General features: G+C 36.2%; 16 protein-coding genes. 9 read left to right on the top strand and 7 right to left on the bottom strand.

Features of this window, described 5'->3' with window-relative positions; genetic code table 11:
- Window positions 1-9: 9 nt before the first annotated feature.
- The 5 genes from trxA to HNP25_RS15095 all read right to left on the bottom strand — a co-directional run bounded on the left by trxA (window position 10) and on the right by HNP25_RS15095 (window position 4093).
- A complete protein-coding gene (trxA, locus tag HNP25_RS15115) occupies window positions 10-324 on the bottom strand; it encodes a thioredoxin (RefSeq protein WP_184135419.1) in 315 nt (104 codons plus the stop codon).
- Between the two features lie 11 nt (window positions 325-335).
- On the bottom strand, window positions 336-572 hold the full coding sequence (locus HNP25_RS15110) for a hypothetical protein (RefSeq protein ID WP_184135417.1): 237 nt from the start codon (window positions 570-572) through the stop codon (window positions 336-338).
- 10 nt (window positions 573-582) lie between these two features.
- Window positions 583-918, bottom strand: coding sequence for a rhodanese-like domain-containing protein (locus tag HNP25_RS15105; RefSeq protein WP_229202882.1), 336 nt, complete (start codon window positions 916-918; stop codon window positions 583-585).
- 85 nt (window positions 919-1003) lie between these two features.
- Window positions 1004-1639 (bottom strand): Crp/Fnr family transcriptional regulator, encoded by a 636-nt coding sequence (locus HNP25_RS15100; RefSeq protein WP_184135416.1) that lies wholly within the window; start codon window positions 1637-1639, stop codon window positions 1004-1006.
- A gap of 330 nt (window positions 1640-1969) precedes the next feature.
- A complete protein-coding gene (locus tag HNP25_RS15095; RefSeq protein ID WP_184135414.1) occupies window positions 1970-4093 on the bottom strand; it encodes an outer membrane protein assembly factor BamB family protein in 2124 nt (707 codons plus the stop codon).
- A 268-nt stretch (window positions 4094-4361) separates the two neighbouring features.
- On the opposite strand from HNP25_RS15095, the gene HNP25_RS15090 reads away from it, so the two are divergent.
- From HNP25_RS15090 to HNP25_RS15055, 8 genes are all read left to right on the top strand, one after another.
- Entirely contained in the window at window positions 4362-5693 is a 1332-nt protein-coding gene (locus tag HNP25_RS15090) for a sigma-54-dependent transcriptional regulator (RefSeq protein ID WP_184135412.1), read from the top strand.
- Between the two features lie 708 nt (window positions 5694-6401).
- A complete protein-coding gene (gene kdpF, locus HNP25_RS22095; protein WP_184135434.1) occupies window positions 6402-6482 on the top strand; it encodes a K(+)-transporting ATPase subunit F in 81 nt (26 codons plus the stop codon).
- Between the two features lie 3 nt (window positions 6483-6485).
- The gene (kdpA, locus tag HNP25_RS15080; RefSeq protein ID WP_184135410.1) at window positions 6486-8189 is read left to right on the top strand and encodes a potassium-transporting ATPase subunit KdpA; all 1704 of its coding nucleotides are present in this window, start codon (window positions 6486-6488) and stop codon (window positions 8187-8189) included.
- Between the two features lie 139 nt (window positions 8190-8328).
- On the top strand, window positions 8329-10374 hold the full coding sequence (gene kdpB, locus HNP25_RS15075; protein WP_184135409.1) for a potassium-transporting ATPase subunit KdpB: 2046 nt from the start codon (window positions 8329-8331) through the stop codon (window positions 10372-10374).
- Window positions 10375-10432: 58 nt separating this feature from the next.
- Window positions 10433-11005, top strand: a complete 573-nt coding sequence (locus HNP25_RS15070; RefSeq protein ID WP_184135407.1) for a K(+)-transporting ATPase subunit C — start codon at window positions 10433-10435, stop codon at window positions 11003-11005.
- Window positions 11006-11139: 134 nt separating this feature from the next.
- Window positions 11140-12219 (top strand): porin, encoded by a 1080-nt coding sequence (locus tag HNP25_RS15065; RefSeq protein ID WP_184135405.1) that lies wholly within the window; start codon window positions 11140-11142, stop codon window positions 12217-12219.
- 109 nt (window positions 12220-12328) lie between these two features.
- Complete coding sequence (locus HNP25_RS15060; RefSeq protein ID WP_184135404.1) at window positions 12329-13441, top strand: sensor protein KdpD; 1113 nt, start codon at window positions 12329-12331, stop codon at window positions 13439-13441.
- A gap of 185 nt (window positions 13442-13626) precedes the next feature.
- Window positions 13627-15309, top strand: coding sequence for a sensor histidine kinase (locus HNP25_RS15055; protein WP_184135402.1), 1683 nt, complete (start codon window positions 13627-13629; stop codon window positions 15307-15309).
- A 116-nt stretch (window positions 15310-15425) separates the two neighbouring features.
- On the opposite strand, the gene HNP25_RS15050 is transcribed toward HNP25_RS15055, so the two are convergent.
- Window positions 15426-15938: a RidA family protein gene (locus HNP25_RS15050; protein ID WP_184135400.1), complete on the bottom strand. Its 513-nt coding sequence runs from the start codon at window positions 15936-15938 to the stop codon at window positions 15426-15428.
- Between the two features lie 285 nt (window positions 15939-16223).
- Here HNP25_RS15050 and HNP25_RS15045 point away from each other — a divergent pair, with 285 nt between their 5' ends.
- Complete coding sequence (locus tag HNP25_RS15045; protein ID WP_184135399.1) at window positions 16224-17756, top strand: SulP family inorganic anion transporter; 1533 nt, start codon at window positions 16224-16226, stop codon at window positions 17754-17756.
- 108 nt (window positions 17757-17864) lie between these two features.
- Here the strand turns inward: HNP25_RS15045 and HNP25_RS15040 are convergent, their stop codons facing one another.
- On the bottom strand, window positions 17865-18992 hold the full coding sequence (locus HNP25_RS15040; protein WP_184135397.1) for a TlpA disulfide reductase family protein: 1128 nt from the start codon (window positions 18990-18992) through the stop codon (window positions 17865-17867).
- Window positions 18993-19055 lie beyond the last annotated feature (63 nt).

The raw sequence follows: 19055 nt of genomic DNA, 5'->3' as shown, positions 1-19055 counted from the left end.
AACGAATGACTAAACTTGCTGTGAGAATTGATTCACGATTTGTGCTAATTGTTGTTTTTGCACCACACCCGACTGTCGCCAAACGATTTTTCCATCTTTGAATAAAATTAAAGTAGGCACACCTTGAATACGATAAGTTGCTGCAGTACTTGGGCTTTTATCTACATCAATTTTCAAAACTCTCACTTTGTCACCCATTTGAGTAGCAAAATCTTTTAAAATGGGTGACATTGTTTTACAAGGGCCACACCATTCAGCAAAAAAATCTACTAAAACAGGCGTTGAACCTTGAATAATTTCTGAAAAACTTTCTTTCTTTTCCATTTCTTTCAATACTATTTTATCTCCTCAAAATCTACTGTTTCTGTGGTTGACTCTTGTGTTTTGCTTTTTGGTTTTACTTCACACGCTCCCATCGGGCAGCCAGTATTCATGATGGCTTGATAGAGAAAAAATCCCCCCAACAATCCCAACAAAGTTTGATGTTCTTTGATAGATTCAACGATAATATAAATTCCCATCAACAAACGGATTATCCTCAAACCGCCCCAATCTTTTAATATATTTTCCATGATTTTAACCTTAAAATGTACTACTCATAATACCGCCAGAAAGATTATAAAGATTTTTGAAATCTAAATCACCCATCATTTTACAGGCTTGTCCGCTTCTATTTCCACTTCTGCAATACACAAAATAAGTTTTAGCCTTATCCATTTTTACAATTTCTTGTTTGAAAGTCCCACCAATCAAATCAAGATTTATTGCTCCTTTGATAGCTCCTTGTTTAAATTCTTCATTGGTTCTAACATCCAAAATTACGGCTTTAGGATGCTCATTAAATAATTTTTTAAAGGTATCAGCTGATACATTTTCATAACTCTTTTTAACATTAAAAAAATCAAATATTTTCATCATCTGTTTTTGTTTATAAATTGATGTTACAAATGTCAGTTTTTATAATACAACAAACCGTGATAAATGTTACATAGAAAACTGTATTTTAACAGAGCTCTATTTTGTTTCTTGAAAGTTTTACTTTTCCAAGCTTTTCTAACTGCTTCAAAAGCCTAGAAATCACTTCTCTTGATGTAGCAAGTTCATTGGCAAGTTCTTCATGAGTAATGTTAAAAATATTATTTCCACTTTGTTTTACCTTTCTTTGAAGAAGCTTTATGAGGCGTTCATCAAGTTTATGAAAAACAACATCGTCAATCACATTGAGCAAATCTTCAAATCTTTTTTGATAGGTAGCAAAAACAAAATGTTTCCAAGAAGAATATTTCGTAATCCATTCTTCAACTTTTTCGACTGGAACACTGATTAAAGTAGTTTTTTCTTCGGCAATAGCCGTAATTTCACTCATTTTTCGGTCAAGACAACAAGTAAGCGACAGCGCACATGAATCCATTCCGCCCAAATAATATAAAAGTGCCTCACGTCCTTCGTTATCATTTCTGAGAATTTTGATAGAACCCTGCAAAATAATGGGGACAGAACGAATATATCCACCCGGTCGCATCAAAACAAAGCCCTCTTCAATCGTCATAAAATTACCAGTTTGAGCCAGCTCTTTGAGCAACTCACTTTCAAAAATATTACCGAATTTTTCTTGAAGAAATTTTAAATCAATTTGCATAACTAATGTTGGGTGAAAGTAATGAGACACTAAAGATATTACAATGAATTGTTTTTTAGAGGATAATTGTGGAGAAATAAGACATATCTCATCGCTTTTATTTGGACCCTTTAATGAAAAAACGGTAAGAGCTTCAGTATTCTATGCAAATGGATTTAATAAAAAATGTTTTTTGTGTAAGCTTTAATGAATTTTATAAAATCTAATCTTCTGAGATAAGTTTAGAAAATAAGGTTTCAAAACAAATCCAGTCTTTAACCATTTTGAAATAGCCAAAGACTGGATTTACATTTGATGAAATAAACAATGCTGACGATATTGTTAAGTATTTTATAAAGAAAAAGCGATGTAACTATCTCCTTTTTTTGTGCCTAATTTAGTGCCACCACAAGCGATAACGATGTATTGTTTTCCTTTCAATAGGTAAGTACTTGGTGTGGCAAAACCTGCTGCGGGCAATTTTGTTTCCCATAGAATATCACCAGTTTTCTTATCAAAAATTCTAAACATTCCATCTTTGGTAGCAGCGATAAAAAGTAAACCACTTGCTGTAACCACTGGTCCACCATAATTTTCTGAACCAGTTGTTGGAATACCTTTTGCCTTTAATTCTGGATATTCGCCAAATGGTTTTTGCCAAAGATGTTTACCTGTGTTTAAGTCGATGGCAGTAAGTGTTCCCCAAGGCGGACGAATACCCGGATAACCTTTAGCGTCGATAAATTTATGATAACCATTAAATTGATAAGGAATAAAAGGCGTTTTCTCTTTGGTACTTTCAGTACTTGCTTCTACTTTTTCATCACCAAATAGAAACGCAACTAAAGCTTGTCGGTCGGTATTTGATAAATGTCCAAAACCGGGCATCATCCCTTTGCCCGAAGTAACAATTTTTGAAACATATTCACGGTCTTTTTTTTCAGAAATATTCACTAAAGATGGATAGCCACTACTAGGATTTCCTTTGAGGTCTTTTCCGTGACAAACCAAACAAGTACTTGCATAAAGTTTTTGTCCTTTGCTTAAATGAGCTAACTCATCCGCTTTTGGCGTCGGTTTTAGGCTGAATAGCCAAGCCATTTCGTTGGCATTTACATACATAATTCCATCAGGGTCAACGGCTGCACCGCCCCATTCTGCACCTCCATCTGCTCCAGGATACACCAAAGTTTCTTTTAAACCAAGTGGTTGAAATACTCCTTTTTGAGCTGTTTTGATAGTTTTAAGTAATGTTTCTTTTTCGTCAGAATATGGATTTACGTCTGCTTCCGTAATTGTTTGTCGAGCAAAAGGAGCAGGCAAACTTGGAATTGGCTGTGTTGGCCAAGTACTTTCTTCTGGAATATTTGATTTTTGAAAAGGAGTTTCTTTGATAGGAAATAAAGATTTTCCTGTCACTCTATCAAATACAAAAACGTGTCCAGATTTTGTTACTTGTGCTACTGCATCAATACTTTTTCCATTCCGTTTTATCGTCACCAAATTGGGAGGTGCAGGTAAATCTTTATCCCAAATATCATGATGAACAAACTGGAAATGCCAAAGTCTTTTGCCCGTTTTTGCGTCGAGGGCAATTAAACAATTGGCAAAAAGGTTTTGTCCTTTACGATTTCCTCCATAAAAATCAGAAGCTGCCGAACCAGTTGGCACAAACAGAATCCCTCTTTTACGGTCGATAGCCATGCCCGACCAGTTATTTGCTCCGCCAACTTCGGTATTTTTATAAGTATTCTTTGGCCAAGTATTATAGCCAAATTCATTTGGATGCGGAATCGTATGAAAAACCCAAGAAAGCTTACCTGTTCTTACATTAAATGCTTGAACATTTCCCAAAGCAGCATCTGCTCCTTCCGAAAGACGTAAAGGCATGATAATATTATCTTCATATAAAGTACCGGGCGTATTTGAAATCACGAATTTATTCACTGCAGTACTGCCCAAACCTTCTTTCAAACTTACTTTTCCATTGTCGCCAAAAGTGTTGATTTTCTCTCCTGTTTTAGCATCAACAGCATATAAAAAAGAGCCTAATGCAAAGATGATTCTTGGTACATCTGTATCATTTTTATCTTTACTTTCCCAATAAGTAACCCCACGATTGGTGTTTAAAGCACCACTTCCTGAATTGGTAAATGTCCATAATTCTTTGCCTGTGGCAGCATCCAAAGCAAAAAGTTTATTGGTTGCCGTTACTGCATAAAGTATTCCATTTACGATAATTGGATTACATTGAACTTGTCCAGAATCTAGCGTGTGATATTCCCAAGCAACTTTTAATTGATTAAGATTACTTTTATTAATTTGTGTCAGGCTAGAATAATGATTCCGTTCTGGACCACCCAAATACTCCGTCCAACCAGTATTTTCGTTGGAAGGATTATCTTGCTCAGGTAAATAAGCAGCGGTTAATAGGGCAGTTGCCAAAAACGCCAAGGACAAGTAAATTTTTTGCATATAATTTTCATTTTGTTGTACTCAGTAGTTTGTTCATAAATCAAAAGCAAACACGTATTATTTAAACAAGCTACTCATTTCTTGTCAAATTTACATATTTCATTACTTTATTAATAATTGATACATTGAATTGCTGTCTTAAAACCAGACAAGGCATGGTATTGAAATTTGCCAAAGCGAAGATGATGACTTGAAATGCAATATTTCCTAAAACATCTACTAATTTAGCCGAAGATAAAGCCAGTATGGCAGTAGAAATTAAGCTAAGATGAAAGGAACAGTACTGATTATTGATGACGAAAAACAGTTAAGAGGATTACTCAAGCGAATTATTGAGTTGGAAGATTATACGGTTTGGGAAGTAGGCGACTTAAAATCTGCGTGGAAAATCCTTGAAAATCAAGCGATTCAAGTAGTACTTTCTGATGTAAAATTGCCCGACGGAAATGGCGTTGACTTTACCCAAAAGTTTAAAGAGAAATTTCCAAACCTCGAAATCATTGTAATGACTGCCTACGGAACGATTCAAGACGGCATCAAAGCCATGAAAAATGGGGCTTTTGATTATTTAGTAAAAGGCGACGATAACGAAAAAATATTGCCGATGTTAAGTTTGGCGATGGAAAAAGTACAAAATCAGTCGCCAATTATTCTGCCTAAAAGTCAAGGTTTTGAAAAGGTTTTGGGGAAATCTAAACAGATTAAAGAAGTCATCAGTTTAGCCCAAAAAGTAGCAAAAACCGACACCACCGTTTTACTAACAGGCGAAACAGGTACAGGAAAAGAAGTATTTGCCAACGCCATTCACCAAGAAAGTAAAAGAGCTTCAAAAAACTTTGTGGCGGTAAACTGTGCTACTTTTTCCAGAGAAATTCTGGAATCGGAATTGTTCGGACATAAAGCTGGTGCTTTTACTGGGGCGAACAAAGATAAAAAAGGTTTGTTTGAAGAAGCAGATGGAGGAACGATTTTCTTAGACGAAATCGGGGAAATGTCGCTGGATTTGCAAGCTAAATTACTAAGAGTATTAGAAACGGGAACGTTTATCAAAGTAGGCGACACCAAATTGATAAAAGTAGATGTACGGATTATTTCGGCGACGAATCGTGATTTAAGCAAAGAAGCCAACGAAGGACATTTTCGCTCGGATTTGTTTTATAGACTTTCTGTTTTTCAGATTGCTTTGCCACCACTTCGTGAACGCAAGACTGATATTGAAGTAATGGCTCGTTTTTTTGCCAAAGATTTTGCTAAAAAATTCAATATTACGATAGCTGATTTACAAGAAGATTTTCTTGAAAAGTTAAATAATTATAACTGGCAAGGAAACATCCGTGAACTCAGAAATGTGATTGAAAGAACTATTATTTTGAATGAAAACGGACACTTAACCGTAGAAAGCTTACCGATTAACATTCAGTTTCCTGCTGAAAATTTATCTGCTAACATCCTCAATTCTTTCGATTTACATAGCATCGAAAAGCAACATATTCAAAAAGTATTGCAACACACCAAAGGCAACAAAACCGAAACCGCCCGACTTTTGAACATAGGTTTAACAACGCTTTATCGTAAGATTGAAGAATACAATATTTCGTAAGTCGAGTTTCCAATTCGGTCCTCCCAAAACTCATGGCATGACTCAACAATCATTTGTATCAATAAAACACACCCTCAGTCATGCCATGAGTTACAAAATACGCACACTAATACAGCAAAACCGAGTCTTAACTCACAATTTCTGTATTGCATCTCCATTTCTGTGAGTAAGAAGTCCACTTTTGTGAGTACCAGCTCACAAAAACTGTATTGGTACTCATAAATCCAGCCTTGTAAATCAACATTTCTGTATAGCAACTCGCTTTTTCTGTATTGGTACTCGGAAAAAGTGAGTTGGAATGCAGTTTAGGTGAGTCAAAGCTCAGAAATTCTGGGTTAAGGATATATTTTCAATAGGGTCGGGTTTAAACCCGACCCTATTGAAAAAACAAACAAAATCCCCAATCCGAAACCACAAATCCAAATTCCAAACCCCTTTCCATTCTGACAAAAACCCTTCCATTTTGGAAGGGTTTTTTATTTCCCCAAAACACCCACAATTCTCTATTGTATTGATTTTCAACAAGTAACACCCTTTTCTTTTTTCTTGGCTTATATTTTGGCATAAGGTCATCGAACAAATAATTAAAACGATGATAACAATCCTTCTTTTACTCGCTGGGCTTTTGTGCTTTGCTTTCTTTTTTAAAGCCATTGATTTTTTTGAAAACATTTAACCTTAAACGAATCGAAAGATTCTTGTAGAATCATGATGACAGCCCTCTTTGCTCTATCAATTGCCGTGTTTGGCTACTTGTGTTATGTTTTGTTAAAACCTGAAAAATTCTAAAAAATGAATACTGAAATCTTAGGAGTAATCCTCACGTTTATCCTCACCGTCGTTTGTGCTATTCCGTTGGGGAAATATATCGCCAAAGTTTTTGGTGGAGAAGCTACTTTTCTGGATACCGTTTTTAATCCTATCGAAAAACTTTTCTTCCAAATTTCGGGCATCAATCCTAAACAGGAAATGACTTGGAAGCAACATCTTACCGCTCTGCTAACCATCAATTTACTCTGGTTTTTATGGGCAATGTTTATTTTGATGAACCAAGGCTGGTTGCCGTGGAATCCAGATGGCAACCCTTCGATGTCGGCAGATTTGGCTTTTAATACTGCCATTTCCTTTTTAGCGAATACCAATTTGCAACATTACTCTGGCGAAAGTGGAATGTCGTACTTAGGGCAAATCGCTTGTTTGACTTTATTCCAATTTATCTCCGCAGGAGCAGGAATGGCGGTTTGTGCGATGGTTTTTAATGCCATGAAAGAACGCACCACCGACAAATTAGGTAACTTTTACAATTACTTCTTGAAATCTTGTACTCGTATTTTATTGCCACTTTCATTAGTCGTTGCCTTAGTTACTTTGTTCAATGGAACGCCCATGAACGTAGAAGGAAAAGCTTCTTTTATTTCAATGCAAGGCGATACTGTACAGGTTTCTCGTGGCCCAGCCGCTGCCATGATTGGCATTAAACAAATCGGGACAAATGGCGGTGGTTACTTTGGCGTAAACTCTGCTCACCCACTCGAAAACCCCAATTATCTAACCAATATCGTAGAAGTAGGGAGTATTATCTTGATTCCGATAGCGATGGTCTTTGCTTTGGGCTATTATCTCAAACGTAAAAAATTAGCCTACACCATTTTTGGTGTAATGACTTTAGGTTTCCTTCTGTTCTTGATACCTTCTATTTATTTAGAAATGAATGGCAATACCGCCATTGAGCGAATGGGAATTACGCAACAAATGGGTAGCATGGAAGGTAAAGAAGTACGTTTTGGTTCTGCCGCTTCTGCTTATTGGGGTATAGCCACTACGGTTACTTCAAACGGTTCTGTGAATGCCATGCACGATAGCTTTACGCCACTGACGGGAATGTTTACGCTTTTGGGCATGATGATTAACGCTTTGTATGGCGGTGTTGGCGTTGGCTTCTTGAACTTCTATGTTTTTATCATCATCGCCGTATTTATTTCTGGTTTGATGGTCGGACGAACTCCTGAGTTTTTGGGTAAAAAAATCGAAGCAAGAGAAATGAAAATTGCTACGATTATCGCTCTATTGCATCCGCTGATGATTTTGGGAGCTACGGCTTTATCGTCTTTCATTTTTGTAAAAAATCCAGAGATTGGTTGGTTGAATAATCCTTCTTTTCACGGATTTTCAGAAATGTTGTATGAATATACTTCTTCGGCAGCCAACAACGGTTCTGGCTTTGAAGGCTTGGGCGACAATACGCTTTGGTGGAATATCAGTTGCGGTATCGTGATGGTATTGAGTAGATTTTTACCTATCATCGGCCCCGTAGCCATTGCAGGAATTTTAGCCAATAAAAAGTACATTCCTGAAAGTGCAGGTACTTTAAAAACCGATACAGGTACTTTTGGTTTGATGGTCTTTGCCGTAATTTTTATCGTAGCAGCCTTATCATTCTTCCCAGCATTGACCTTGGGACCGATTGCGGAATATTTTAATGGCTTTCGGGTATAGGCTTTCGGCTATCGGATTTTAAATATTTGCTACCGAAAGCCGCTGTAAAATCAACAATCATTCAATTAAAGAATCATGCTCAAGCTCAAATCTCATCAAAAAAGCTGATGTCTGAAAGCCGAAAGCTGAATGCAATTATATGAAAACCCAACCAACTTCGCTTTTCCAAGCGGATTTAGTGAAAGAAGCCTTCGCTGCTTCATTTGTCAAACTAAATCCAAAAATAATGTTCCGAAACCCAGTGATGTTCACGGTTGAATTAGGAACGCTTGTGATGTTATTCGTTACGATTTATAGCATCAATCATACAGATCAAGGTTCATTCGCTTATAATCTAACGGTTTTAATCATCTTATTTCTAACCCTTTTGTTTGCCAATTTTGCCGAAGCCATCGCAGAAGCAAGAGGTAAAGCTCAAGCAGATTCTTTGCGTAAAACCCGAGAAGAAACACCTGCAAAAGTCATCAAACAAGTAGGTGAAATGTATTTGAACGAAATTCAAATCGTAAATTCTGCCCAACTCAGAAAAGGAGATGTGTTTGTCTGCGAAGCAGGCGACACAATCCCAACTGATGGCGAAATTATCGAAGGTTTAGCAACGATTGATGAGTCTGCGATTACGGGAGAATCTGCTCCAGTCATTCGTGAGTCGGGTGGCGATAAATCTTCGGTAACGGGTGGTACAAAAGTACTTTCTGATAAAATCAAAGTAATCGTTACGACCGAACCGGGCGAGAGTTTTTTGGATAAAATGATTGCTTTGGTAGAAGGTGCATCTCGCCAAAAAACACCGAATGAAATTGCTCTTACGATACTCTTGGCAGGCTTTACTTTAATTTTTATCATCGTTTGCGTAGCCCTCAAACCTTTTGCAGATTACGCCAATACGCCGATTACGATTGCCGCTTTTATCTCACTTTTTGTCTGCTTGATTCCTACTACTATCGGCGGTTTATTGTCTGCAATTGGGATTGCTGGGATGGACAGAGCTTTACGTGCCAACGTAATTACTAAATCGGGAAAAGCCGTAGAAACGGCTGGAGATATAGATGTGTTGTTGTTGGATAAAACGGGAACAATTACGATTGGAAACCGAAAAGCAACCAATTTTTACGCTGCGAATGGCACAGACAACAAGACTTTTATGAATGCCGTAGTATTAAGTTCATTAGCAGATGATACGCCCGAAGGTAAGTCTATCATTGAATTGGCAGGTAGTCACGGTTTGAAAATTCCCACTTTGCAAAATGATGTTGAACTGATAAAATTCACGGCAGAAACTCGTTCGTCGGGTGTGAATTTACCGAATGGTACTCGTATTCGTAAAGGTGCTTTTGATTCGATGAAAAACCTTGCTGAAAATGCAGGAAATACTTTTCCATCCGAAATTGCTGACAAAGTAAAATTTATTGCCAGTAATGGCGGTACGCCTTTGGTCGTAACTCAAAATGAAAAAGTGTTGGGCGTTATCGAATTGCAAGATATTATCAAAGTAGGCATTCAAGAACGTTTTGAACGTTTGAGAAAAATGGGTATTAAAACGGTAATGGTGACAGGTGATAATCCTTTGACAGCCAAGTACATTGCTGAAAAAGCAGGCGTAGATGATTTTATCGCTGAAGCAAAACCAGAAGATAAAATGAATTATATTAAAGCCGAGCAAGCCAGTGGAAAATTGGTAGCGATGATGGGCGACGGTACAAACGATGCCCCAGCTTTGGCTCAGTCTGATGTAGGTGTAGCCATGAACTCTGGAACGGTGGCTGCTAAAGAAGCGGGAAATATGGTGGATTTGGACAATGACCCAACGAAATTGATTGAAATTGTAGAAATCGGTAAACAATTATTAATGACTCGTGGTACGCTCACTACTTTTTCTATCGCCAACGACGTAGCTAAGTACTTTGCCATTGTACCAGCTTTGTTTATTGCCAGTATTCCAAGTTTGCAAGGCTTGAATATTATGCACTTACACTCGCCCGAAAGTGCCATTTTATCGGCTGTGATTTTTAATGCACTTATTATTCCAGCTTTGATTCCTTTGGCTTTAAGAGGGGTTGATTATAAGCCTATCGGAGCGAGTGCTTTATTAAGAAGAAACTTATTGATTTACGGACTTGGCGGTGTGATTATTCCTTTTATCGGTATCAAAGTACTCGATTTGGCGGTGGGAATGTTTTTCTAAAAAAGTAAAAACATTTTCAAATCACCACATCTTCAAATTTTCAAATTAATTTCATACGATGAAAACTCAATTTTTTCCAGCACTTAAACTCACTTTGTTGTGTGTGTTGCTATTTGCTTTTGTGTATCCTTTAATTGTGTTGGGCTTTGCTCAATTCGCTCCTGATAAAGGAAAAGTTACTTTTGTGGAATACAAAGGTAAAGTTGTTGGAGCAGCCAATATTGGTCAGAAATTTGACCAAGACCAGTATTTTAATAGCCGTCCTTCGGCAGTGAGTTACAATGCTGCTGGTTCTGGAGGTTCAAACAAAGGAACTACCAATCCTGATTATTTAGCACAAGTACAAGCTCGTATTGATACTTTTTTGGTACATAATCCAACAGTAACAAAAGCTGAGATCCCTTCTGAATTAGTAACTGCTTCCGGCAGTGGACTCGACCCACACATTTCGCCAAAAGCTGCTTTAGTACAAGTTGATAGAATTGCTAAAATCAGACATTTACCTAAAGATAAATTAATTGCTTTAGTGAATGCCCAAACTGAAAAACCACTTTTAGGCTTGTTTGGAACAGAAAAAGTAAATGTATTAAAATTGAATATTGCTTTGGAAGCAGTGAGCCTTGAGCAGTGAGCTTTAAGCTTTTACTGATGGCATGACTCGAAGTCATACCATCAGTAGGAAGTAATATATACAGAAATTTGAATAAATTATTACAGCTCGTTGCTCAAAGCTCATAGCTCGCAGCTAACAGCTCACACAATCTCATGAAAACAATTTATTTTACTTTGATTGCCTTGTTCGTTTTTCAAACAAGTATTTTTGGACAAACTGAAATTAAACCAAGTATTACTTGGTCGGGTTATTTGGAAACTTATTATGTCTATGATTTTAATCAACCCGCCAACCACGAGCGTCCGAGTTTTATGTATAATCATAACCGACATAATGAGTTTAACCTCAATCTCGGTTTTATCAAAGGCACTTATCTTTCAGCAAATACACGGGCGAATTTAGCTTTGATGGCTGGTACTTATGCTCAGTACAATTTGGCAAGTGAACCTTCATTGTTACAACACGTTTTTGAAGCAAACATAGGAGTGAAACTTTCAAATAAACAAAATCTTTGGTTGGACGCAGGAATTATGCCTTCGCATATTGGTTTTGAAAGTGCCATCTCAAAAGATTGTTGGACACTCACCAGAAGTATTTTGGCAGAAAATTCACCCTATTATGAATCTGGAGCGAAAATTACTTATATCAATCTAGATAATCGTTGGACGCTTTCGGCTTTGGCATTGAACGGTTGGCAAAGAATCAAACGACCTGATGGAAACCAAACATTGGCTCTGGGAACGCAAGTACAGTTTAAACCAAACGATAAAACAACACTTAATTGGAGTACTTTTATCGGAAATGACAAACCAAGTAGCCAAAAACAAGAGCGTTATTTTTCAAACCTTTATGGTATTTTTCAACTTTCTTCAACATTAGGCTTAATTGCAGGATTTGATTATGGTTTAGAACAAAAAGCGGTGGCTTCGTCGGAGTACAATACTTGGTATAGTCCAGTGGCAATTTTAAAATATACCGCAAACACAAAATGGTCTGGAGCGGTGCGTTGGGAGTATTATCAAGATAAAAATGGGGTAATTATCGCCAGCAATACGCCAAATGGCTTTCAAACAAAAGGTTATTCATTGAATATCGACTATAAAATTAGCGACAATCTACTTTGGAGAATGGAAGGCAAGTACTTAGAAAGTAAAGACGCAATTTTCAACAAAGAAGGAAAAGCAGTAAACAATAATTTCTCACTCAATACTTCAATGGCTATTCAGCTTTGAGCTTTTAGCTATGAGCAGTGAGCTTTTAGCTTTACTAATCAATAAGTATTCAAATAATTCATAACCCAAAGCTCAAGGCTCATAGCTTATAGCTCACAGCTAAAAAAACATGGAACATTCGGCTCAATATTTTTTAGATTTAATCAAAAGCTCCAAAAGAGGGAAGTTTAAAATTTATATTGGTATGAGTGCTGGTGTGGGCAAAACGTTTAGGATGTTGCAAGAAGCCCATACTTTGCTCAGAAACAATGTCAATATAAAAATTGCTTATATCGAAACCCACAACCGAGCCGAAACCCATGCTTTGTTGGAAGGTATTCCTGTGATTCCTCGCCGAAAACTTTTTTATAAAGGCAAAGAATTAGAAGAAATGGACGTACAGGCTGTCATCAACCAACGTCCAGAAATTGCTATTGTCGATGAACTCGCTCATACAAATATTGAAGGCTCTAAAAACGAAAAGCGTTGGCAAGATGTCATGGACATTCTAAATGCAGGTATCAATGTGATTTCTGCCGTAAATATTCAACACCTTGAAAGCCTGAACGATGAAGTAAAACAAATTACCAATGTAGAAGTAGCCGAAAGAGTACCCGACTGGGTTTTGCAACAAGCCGATGAAGTGGTAAACATTGATTTAACGGCTGATGAATTAATTACAAGGCTCAAAGAAGGAAAAATATACGATTTGAGGAAAGTAGAAACTGCCTTGAATAATTTCTTTCAACCTGCTAAATTGTTGCAATTGAGAGAATTAGCTTTGAAAGAAGTAGCTCACCAAGTAGAAAGAAAAGTATTTCATGAAGTTTCGAGCAGTAAATTTACACATGAACGTTTCTTGGCTTGTATCAGTTCTAATGCCAATACATCCAAAAATATCATTCGCAAAACTGCTCGATTGGCTTCGCATTATGATTCAAAATGGTTTGTATTGTACGTGCAAACACCTTCGGAATCAGGAGATAAAATTAATTTAGCAGCTCAAAGGCATTTAATCAATAATTTAAAATTAGCCACAGAATTAGGAGCAGAAGTCATCAGAATTCAAAGTGATTCGGTCGCAAAAAGTATTGTAGAAATCGCTGAAAAGTACGAAATCACGACAATTTGTATCGGAAAACCACATTTTAGTTTATTCAGAATTATATTGGCAACGAATTTATTTAATCAATTACTAAAAAAACTATCGTCTTCCGATATTGATATTGTTATTTTAAGTTAGTGATTGGCAAATGGCGATTATTTTTTTAAGTGATTAATTGTCAGATTGTTACATAAGTATTTTTTTACTTGATAGAAATTTTCAATTTTATAAAATACACAGAGTAACACAGAGAATACAGAGAGTTTCACAGAGAAACATTGTTAAAAAATAAAGCTGAAAGCTCAAAACTCACAGCTAAATCCATGAAAATCAAAGCAAAACTTCAACTCGGATTATTCTTCCTTTTTTCCGTCATCGTCTTGTTGGGCGGTATGGGAACGTATTATCTGAATCAATTACAGGCAGATTCCAGCAAAATCTTGAAAGATAATATTGAGTCCTTGGAGTATGTGCAGGGTATGGAAGAAATACTCAATACTTGGTCGTCGGTTGATACTGCCAAGCACAAATCTTTTGAAGTTTTGTTGGAGAAACAAGCCCACAACGTAACGGAAGTAGGCGAGCTTGAAGCTACGCAAAATCTGAGAAAAGCCTATTTTGAATTTAAAAAGGATAGTTCAGAAACACATTTTACTAAACTGAATCAAGCTCTGTTCAACATTGCAGAGCTGAATCAACAAGGCATTGTTCGTAAAAATGATTTAGCCTTGAAAACAGCCGAAAATGCCAGTAATTATTTAAAAATGGTTGCTATCGTTTGTATGTTGCTGACTTTTACTTTTATTGTTAATTTTCCGTCTTATATTGCTAATCCCATTAAAGAACTGACCAAAGGTATTCAGGCAATTACCAATAAAAATTATGAACAACGCCTGCATTTTTCCTCGGAAGATGAATTTGGCGAATTGGCTTCGGCATTTAATTCAATGGCGGAGAAACTCAACGAGTACGAACATTCAAATCTGGCAAAAATACTTTTTGAAAAAAGTAGAATTGAAGCCATCATCAACAACCTAAACGATGCCGTCATTGGTTTAGATGAACAAAATAAAATACTTTTCGTCAATATTGTAGCGATTAAAATGTTGAATGTAAAATCAGAAGATTTGATTGGGAAATACGCTCCAGATGTGGCATTATACAACGATTTGCTGAGAACGCTTTTGAACGAAAAAGAAAACAGCAAAGAAATGAAAATCTATGCCGATGAACGAGAAAGCTATTTTACCAAGGAAACTTTAACGGTAGAAAGCAATGAGAAAATTTTAGGAAAAGTAATTTTATTGAAAAATATTACTCGTTTCCATGAATTGGATGAAGCCAAAACCAACTTTATCGCTACGATTTCGCATGAATTAAAAACGCCAATTTCAGCGATAAAAATGAGTTTGAAATTATTAGAAAACGAAAAAGTAGGCATTCTAAATCCAGAGCAAAGCCAATTATTGGAAAATATCAAATCTGATAGTCAGCGATTGTTAAATATTACAGGCGAATTATTGGATTTAACCCAAGTAGAAAGTGGCAAAATCAGTTTGAATTTGCAAGCCGTTGCACCACAAAATATCATTGAATACGCAACTTCGGCAATACAGTTTCAAGCACAACAACAAAATATAGAAATTGAAATTCAGCTTTCAGACAAACTTCCACAAGTACAAGCTGATGCCGAAAAGTCAGCATGGATTTTAGTGAATTTATTGACAAACGCCATTCGTTACAGTCCAGAAAATAGTAAAATTATTGTTTCTGCCATTCGTCAAAATGGAACAGTAGTATTTTCTGTACAAGATTTTGGAAAAGGAATCGCAAAGGAATATTTAGAAAAAATATTCGACAAGTACTTCCAAACACCCGATAGTCAGAAAGGCACAGGCTTGGGTTTAGCCATCGCTCGCCAGTTTATAGAAGCCCAAAACGGACAAATTTGGGTAGAATCTGAAATCGGAAAGGGTAGTACTTTCTACTTTTCTTTGAAAGTTTAAGCTTTTATTTGTTAAAAAACCTGTAAGGATTTACGTAATGATTTAATAATGAGAATTTTACTCTAATCCTTACAGGTTTAATATGCTCTATTAATTTATAGGATAACTATTTTCAGCTACTCTACTTCCACAATCATTTCTACTTCAACAGCCATGTTGAAAGGCAAAGCACTTACACCCAGTGCTGAACGAGCGTGTTTTCCTTTTTCTCCAAAAACCTGAATCATTAAATTAGAAGTGCCATTAATTACTTTTGGATGTTCAAAAAACTCACTATCGCTGTTAACAAAACCCAAAACTTTTACAATTCTTTTTACTTTGTTTAAATCTCCCAAAGTAGCTTTTAATACTGCTAATTGTTGAATTGCTGCTAATTCAGCCGCTTTTGCACCTTCTTCAATGGTTAAATCTTTCCCCAATTTTCCTTTAATATATTGCCCATCAGTCTTTAAAGGCCCTTTTCCTGAAAGAAATAAAAGATTTCCAGATCGTACTACATTGACATAACTAGCCACTGGCTGACTAATTGCTGGAAGTGTGATACCTAATTTTGTTAATTGCTCTTCAGGCGTTTGAGCATAAGCTTTCGCACAGAAAAATAACAGACAAAGTAAGAGAAGTTTTTTCATGATGAATAAATTAGTAAGGATGATGATTTTCGATTACTCAAATATTGTTTAAAAAAAGGATTATTCAAATAGGAGGGAAGTGACTAAATCCTATTCTCTTTGATTTTCAACCTTCAGAAGGTACTTTTGTGTGAAATAATGAAAAAACTAGCTTATAAAGCTTCGTTTATTACTTCATCTTGATAGAATTGCAAGATGATTTTTCTCTCCAAGTTTTCTTCAATTACTTGTATTTAGAAAATTACCTTTCCTGAGGTAATATTTTATTGAATCAATTTTAAAATAATGTTAAAGGCTATCAACTTATTTGATTTTAATCAAAAAGTAAATTATAAAACAGAAGTTCTAGCAGGACTTACAGTTGCCATGACGATGATTCCAGAATCGTTGTCATTTGCCATTTTAGCAGATTTCCCTCCTTTAATGGGACTTTACGCTGCCTTTATCATGGGTTTGGTAACGGCTATTTTCGGTGGAAGACCTGGGTTAATTTCTGGCGGAGCAGGAGCAACGGTAGTTGTATTGATTGCTTTAATGAAATCACATGGATTAGAATATGTTTTTGCGGCAGTTGCCTTAGCTGGAGTATTTCAGATAATTGTGGGTTTGTTTAAGTTGGGGAAATTTATTCGTTTAGTGCCACAACCAGTAATGTTTGGCTTTGTAAATGGTTTGGCGGTCATCATCTTTATGGCTCAAATTGAGCAATTCAAAACTGTAATAGATGGACAAACAGTTTGGTTATCAGGCACTCCACTTTATATTATGGCGGGTTTGGTAGCTTTGACGATTGCTATCGTGTTGCTTTTTCCTAAAATAAGTAAAGCTGTTCCCGCTTCGTTAATGGCAATTATTGTGGTAGGAATTTTGGTTTTTGTGCTGAATATTGAAACTAAAACGGTAAAAGATATTGCTTCGGTATCAGGAGGACTTCCACCTTTTCACGTTCCAAATATTCCTTTTACTTTTGAGACTTTTCAAATTATTTTTCCTTATGGTTTAATAATGGCTGGCGTAGGTTTAACCGAAGGATTGCTGACGCTCAATGTAGTAGATGAACTTACTCAGACAAAAGGAAACGGCAACAGAGAATCGTTAGCACAAGGAGTAGCCAATATTTTGAATGGCTTTTTCTTTGGCATGGGCGGTTGCCCGATGATTGCCCAAACGTTAGTGAATATTTCTGCGGGTTCAAGAGCAAGGCTTTCAGGAATCATCGCCGCATTGACTATTTTGTCGGTTATTCTTTTTGCTTCTCCACTGATTGAAAATTTACCGATGGCAGCACTTACGGGAGTAATGATTATGGTAGCCATTGGTACATTTGAATGGATGAGTTTTAAAATCATCAATAAAATGCCCAAACAGGATATTATTGTTGGAATTTTAGTGGCTGGCATTACGATTTGGTTACATAATTTGGCTTTAGCAGTACTTGTAGGCGTAATTATTTCTGCTTTGGTTTTTGCTTGGGAAAGTGCTAAACGCATCCGAGCAAGAAAATATATTGATGATAAAGGCGTAAAATATTATGAAATTTATGGGCCACTTTTCTTTGCTTCGACGACTGCTTTTACTGAAAAATTTGACATCTCAAACGACCCGAACGAAGTAGTTATTGATTTTGCAGAAAGTAGAATTGCCGATATGAGTGCCATTGAAGCGGTGAACAAAATTACAGAACGCTATGCTCAACTAAACAAAACGGTTCGTTTAAAGCATCTGAGCGAAGATTGTAGAAAACTATTAGCCAAAGCCGATAAAGTAATAGAAGTAAATATTTGGGAAGACCCAACTTATCGAGTGGCGGGAGATTGAAGAAAAATGTTGTAGCCTATTATCCTAAACTAAATTTAGGACGCTACCAGTAAAAATTTATGTTTTCTACAAGAAAAATATTCTTGTAGAAAACATATTGAAGAATTGTTAATGAATTAATTCAGCTAGTTTTTTATGAAGTTCTTCGCTTCTGAGGTTTTTGGCAATGATTTTTCCATTTTTATCCAACAAGAAATTCATTGGAACAGCACTTACTGCATACATTTTAGCCGCTTCATTTTGCCAACCTTTCAAATCTGAAACGTGAATCCAAGTCAATTTATCAGCATTGATGGCTTTTAACCAGTTGTTCTTTTTATCGTCTAAAGATACTCCTACAATTTCAAAATTCTTATCACGATACTCATTATACGCTTTTACAACATTTGGGTTTTCTTTTCTGCAAGGACCACACCAGCTAGCCCAAAAATCAACCAATACATATTTGCCTTTTAGCGATGCCAAAGTAAAAGCATTGCCTGTAGTATCTGCCATGCTAAAAGCTGGAGCCATTTTACCAACATCAACTAAAGCGGCTTTATCTAAAAATTCTTTTACACTTATTCCATAATATGAAGCTTGTGCATTTTTATCTAAAAGATTATAATAATCCTTCGCTTTTTCTTCTGAGCCAGCTCTCATAAAATAACTATTAATGATAAACGGGCTGATGGTAGAACTTGGGTGCGTAGTAATGAATTGCTTACAAATACTATCAGCATAAGCTTCTCCAGCAACAAAAAGGTCATGAGCAGTTTTTCGGAGTGCAACACTATCAGGATCTTTATTTTGTTGAACGCTTTTGTACAAATTATCGCCCTTACTCATCAGTGCATAAGCACCATCCATTTGTTTTCTGTGTACCATCCAATCGGTGTGTAAAGCCGAACCTTTTACTGTTCCTTTACTCAAAGAATCTTTCTTTGCTTGTACTAAAATAGCACCACTTTGTACAAAGATATTTAGGCGATCTTTCTTCGGGTTTAAATACAAGCTATAGATAGCAGGATACTTCAATTTCCCTTTGAAAGTAAATTTTCCATCGGTACTTACCAAGGAATCTATATCAAAACCTTTGCCATTATAAGTAGAAATAAAGATTTTTTCACTCTTAACTCCTTCAATTTTTCCACTGACATTGTATAATGCTTCTTTCTCTTTGGCTGGCTTTGTTTGAGCCATTATGCTAGAAGCTACCAGAGCCAATAAGCTTAATGCCATTGCTATTTTTTTCATAACCTTTACTTGTTTATTGTGAATGATTTTGAATTCAAATTTTTTATCAATAGGAATGGATGA

The organism is Arcicella rosea (assembly GCF_014204325.1).
In the GTDB taxonomy this organism is placed as follows: domain Bacteria; phylum Bacteroidota; class Bacteroidia; order Cytophagales; family Spirosomataceae; genus Arcicella; species Arcicella rosea_A.
Note: the sequence above shows the minus strand (reverse complement) of the source record. Positions and strands in the feature narration are given on the sequence as shown.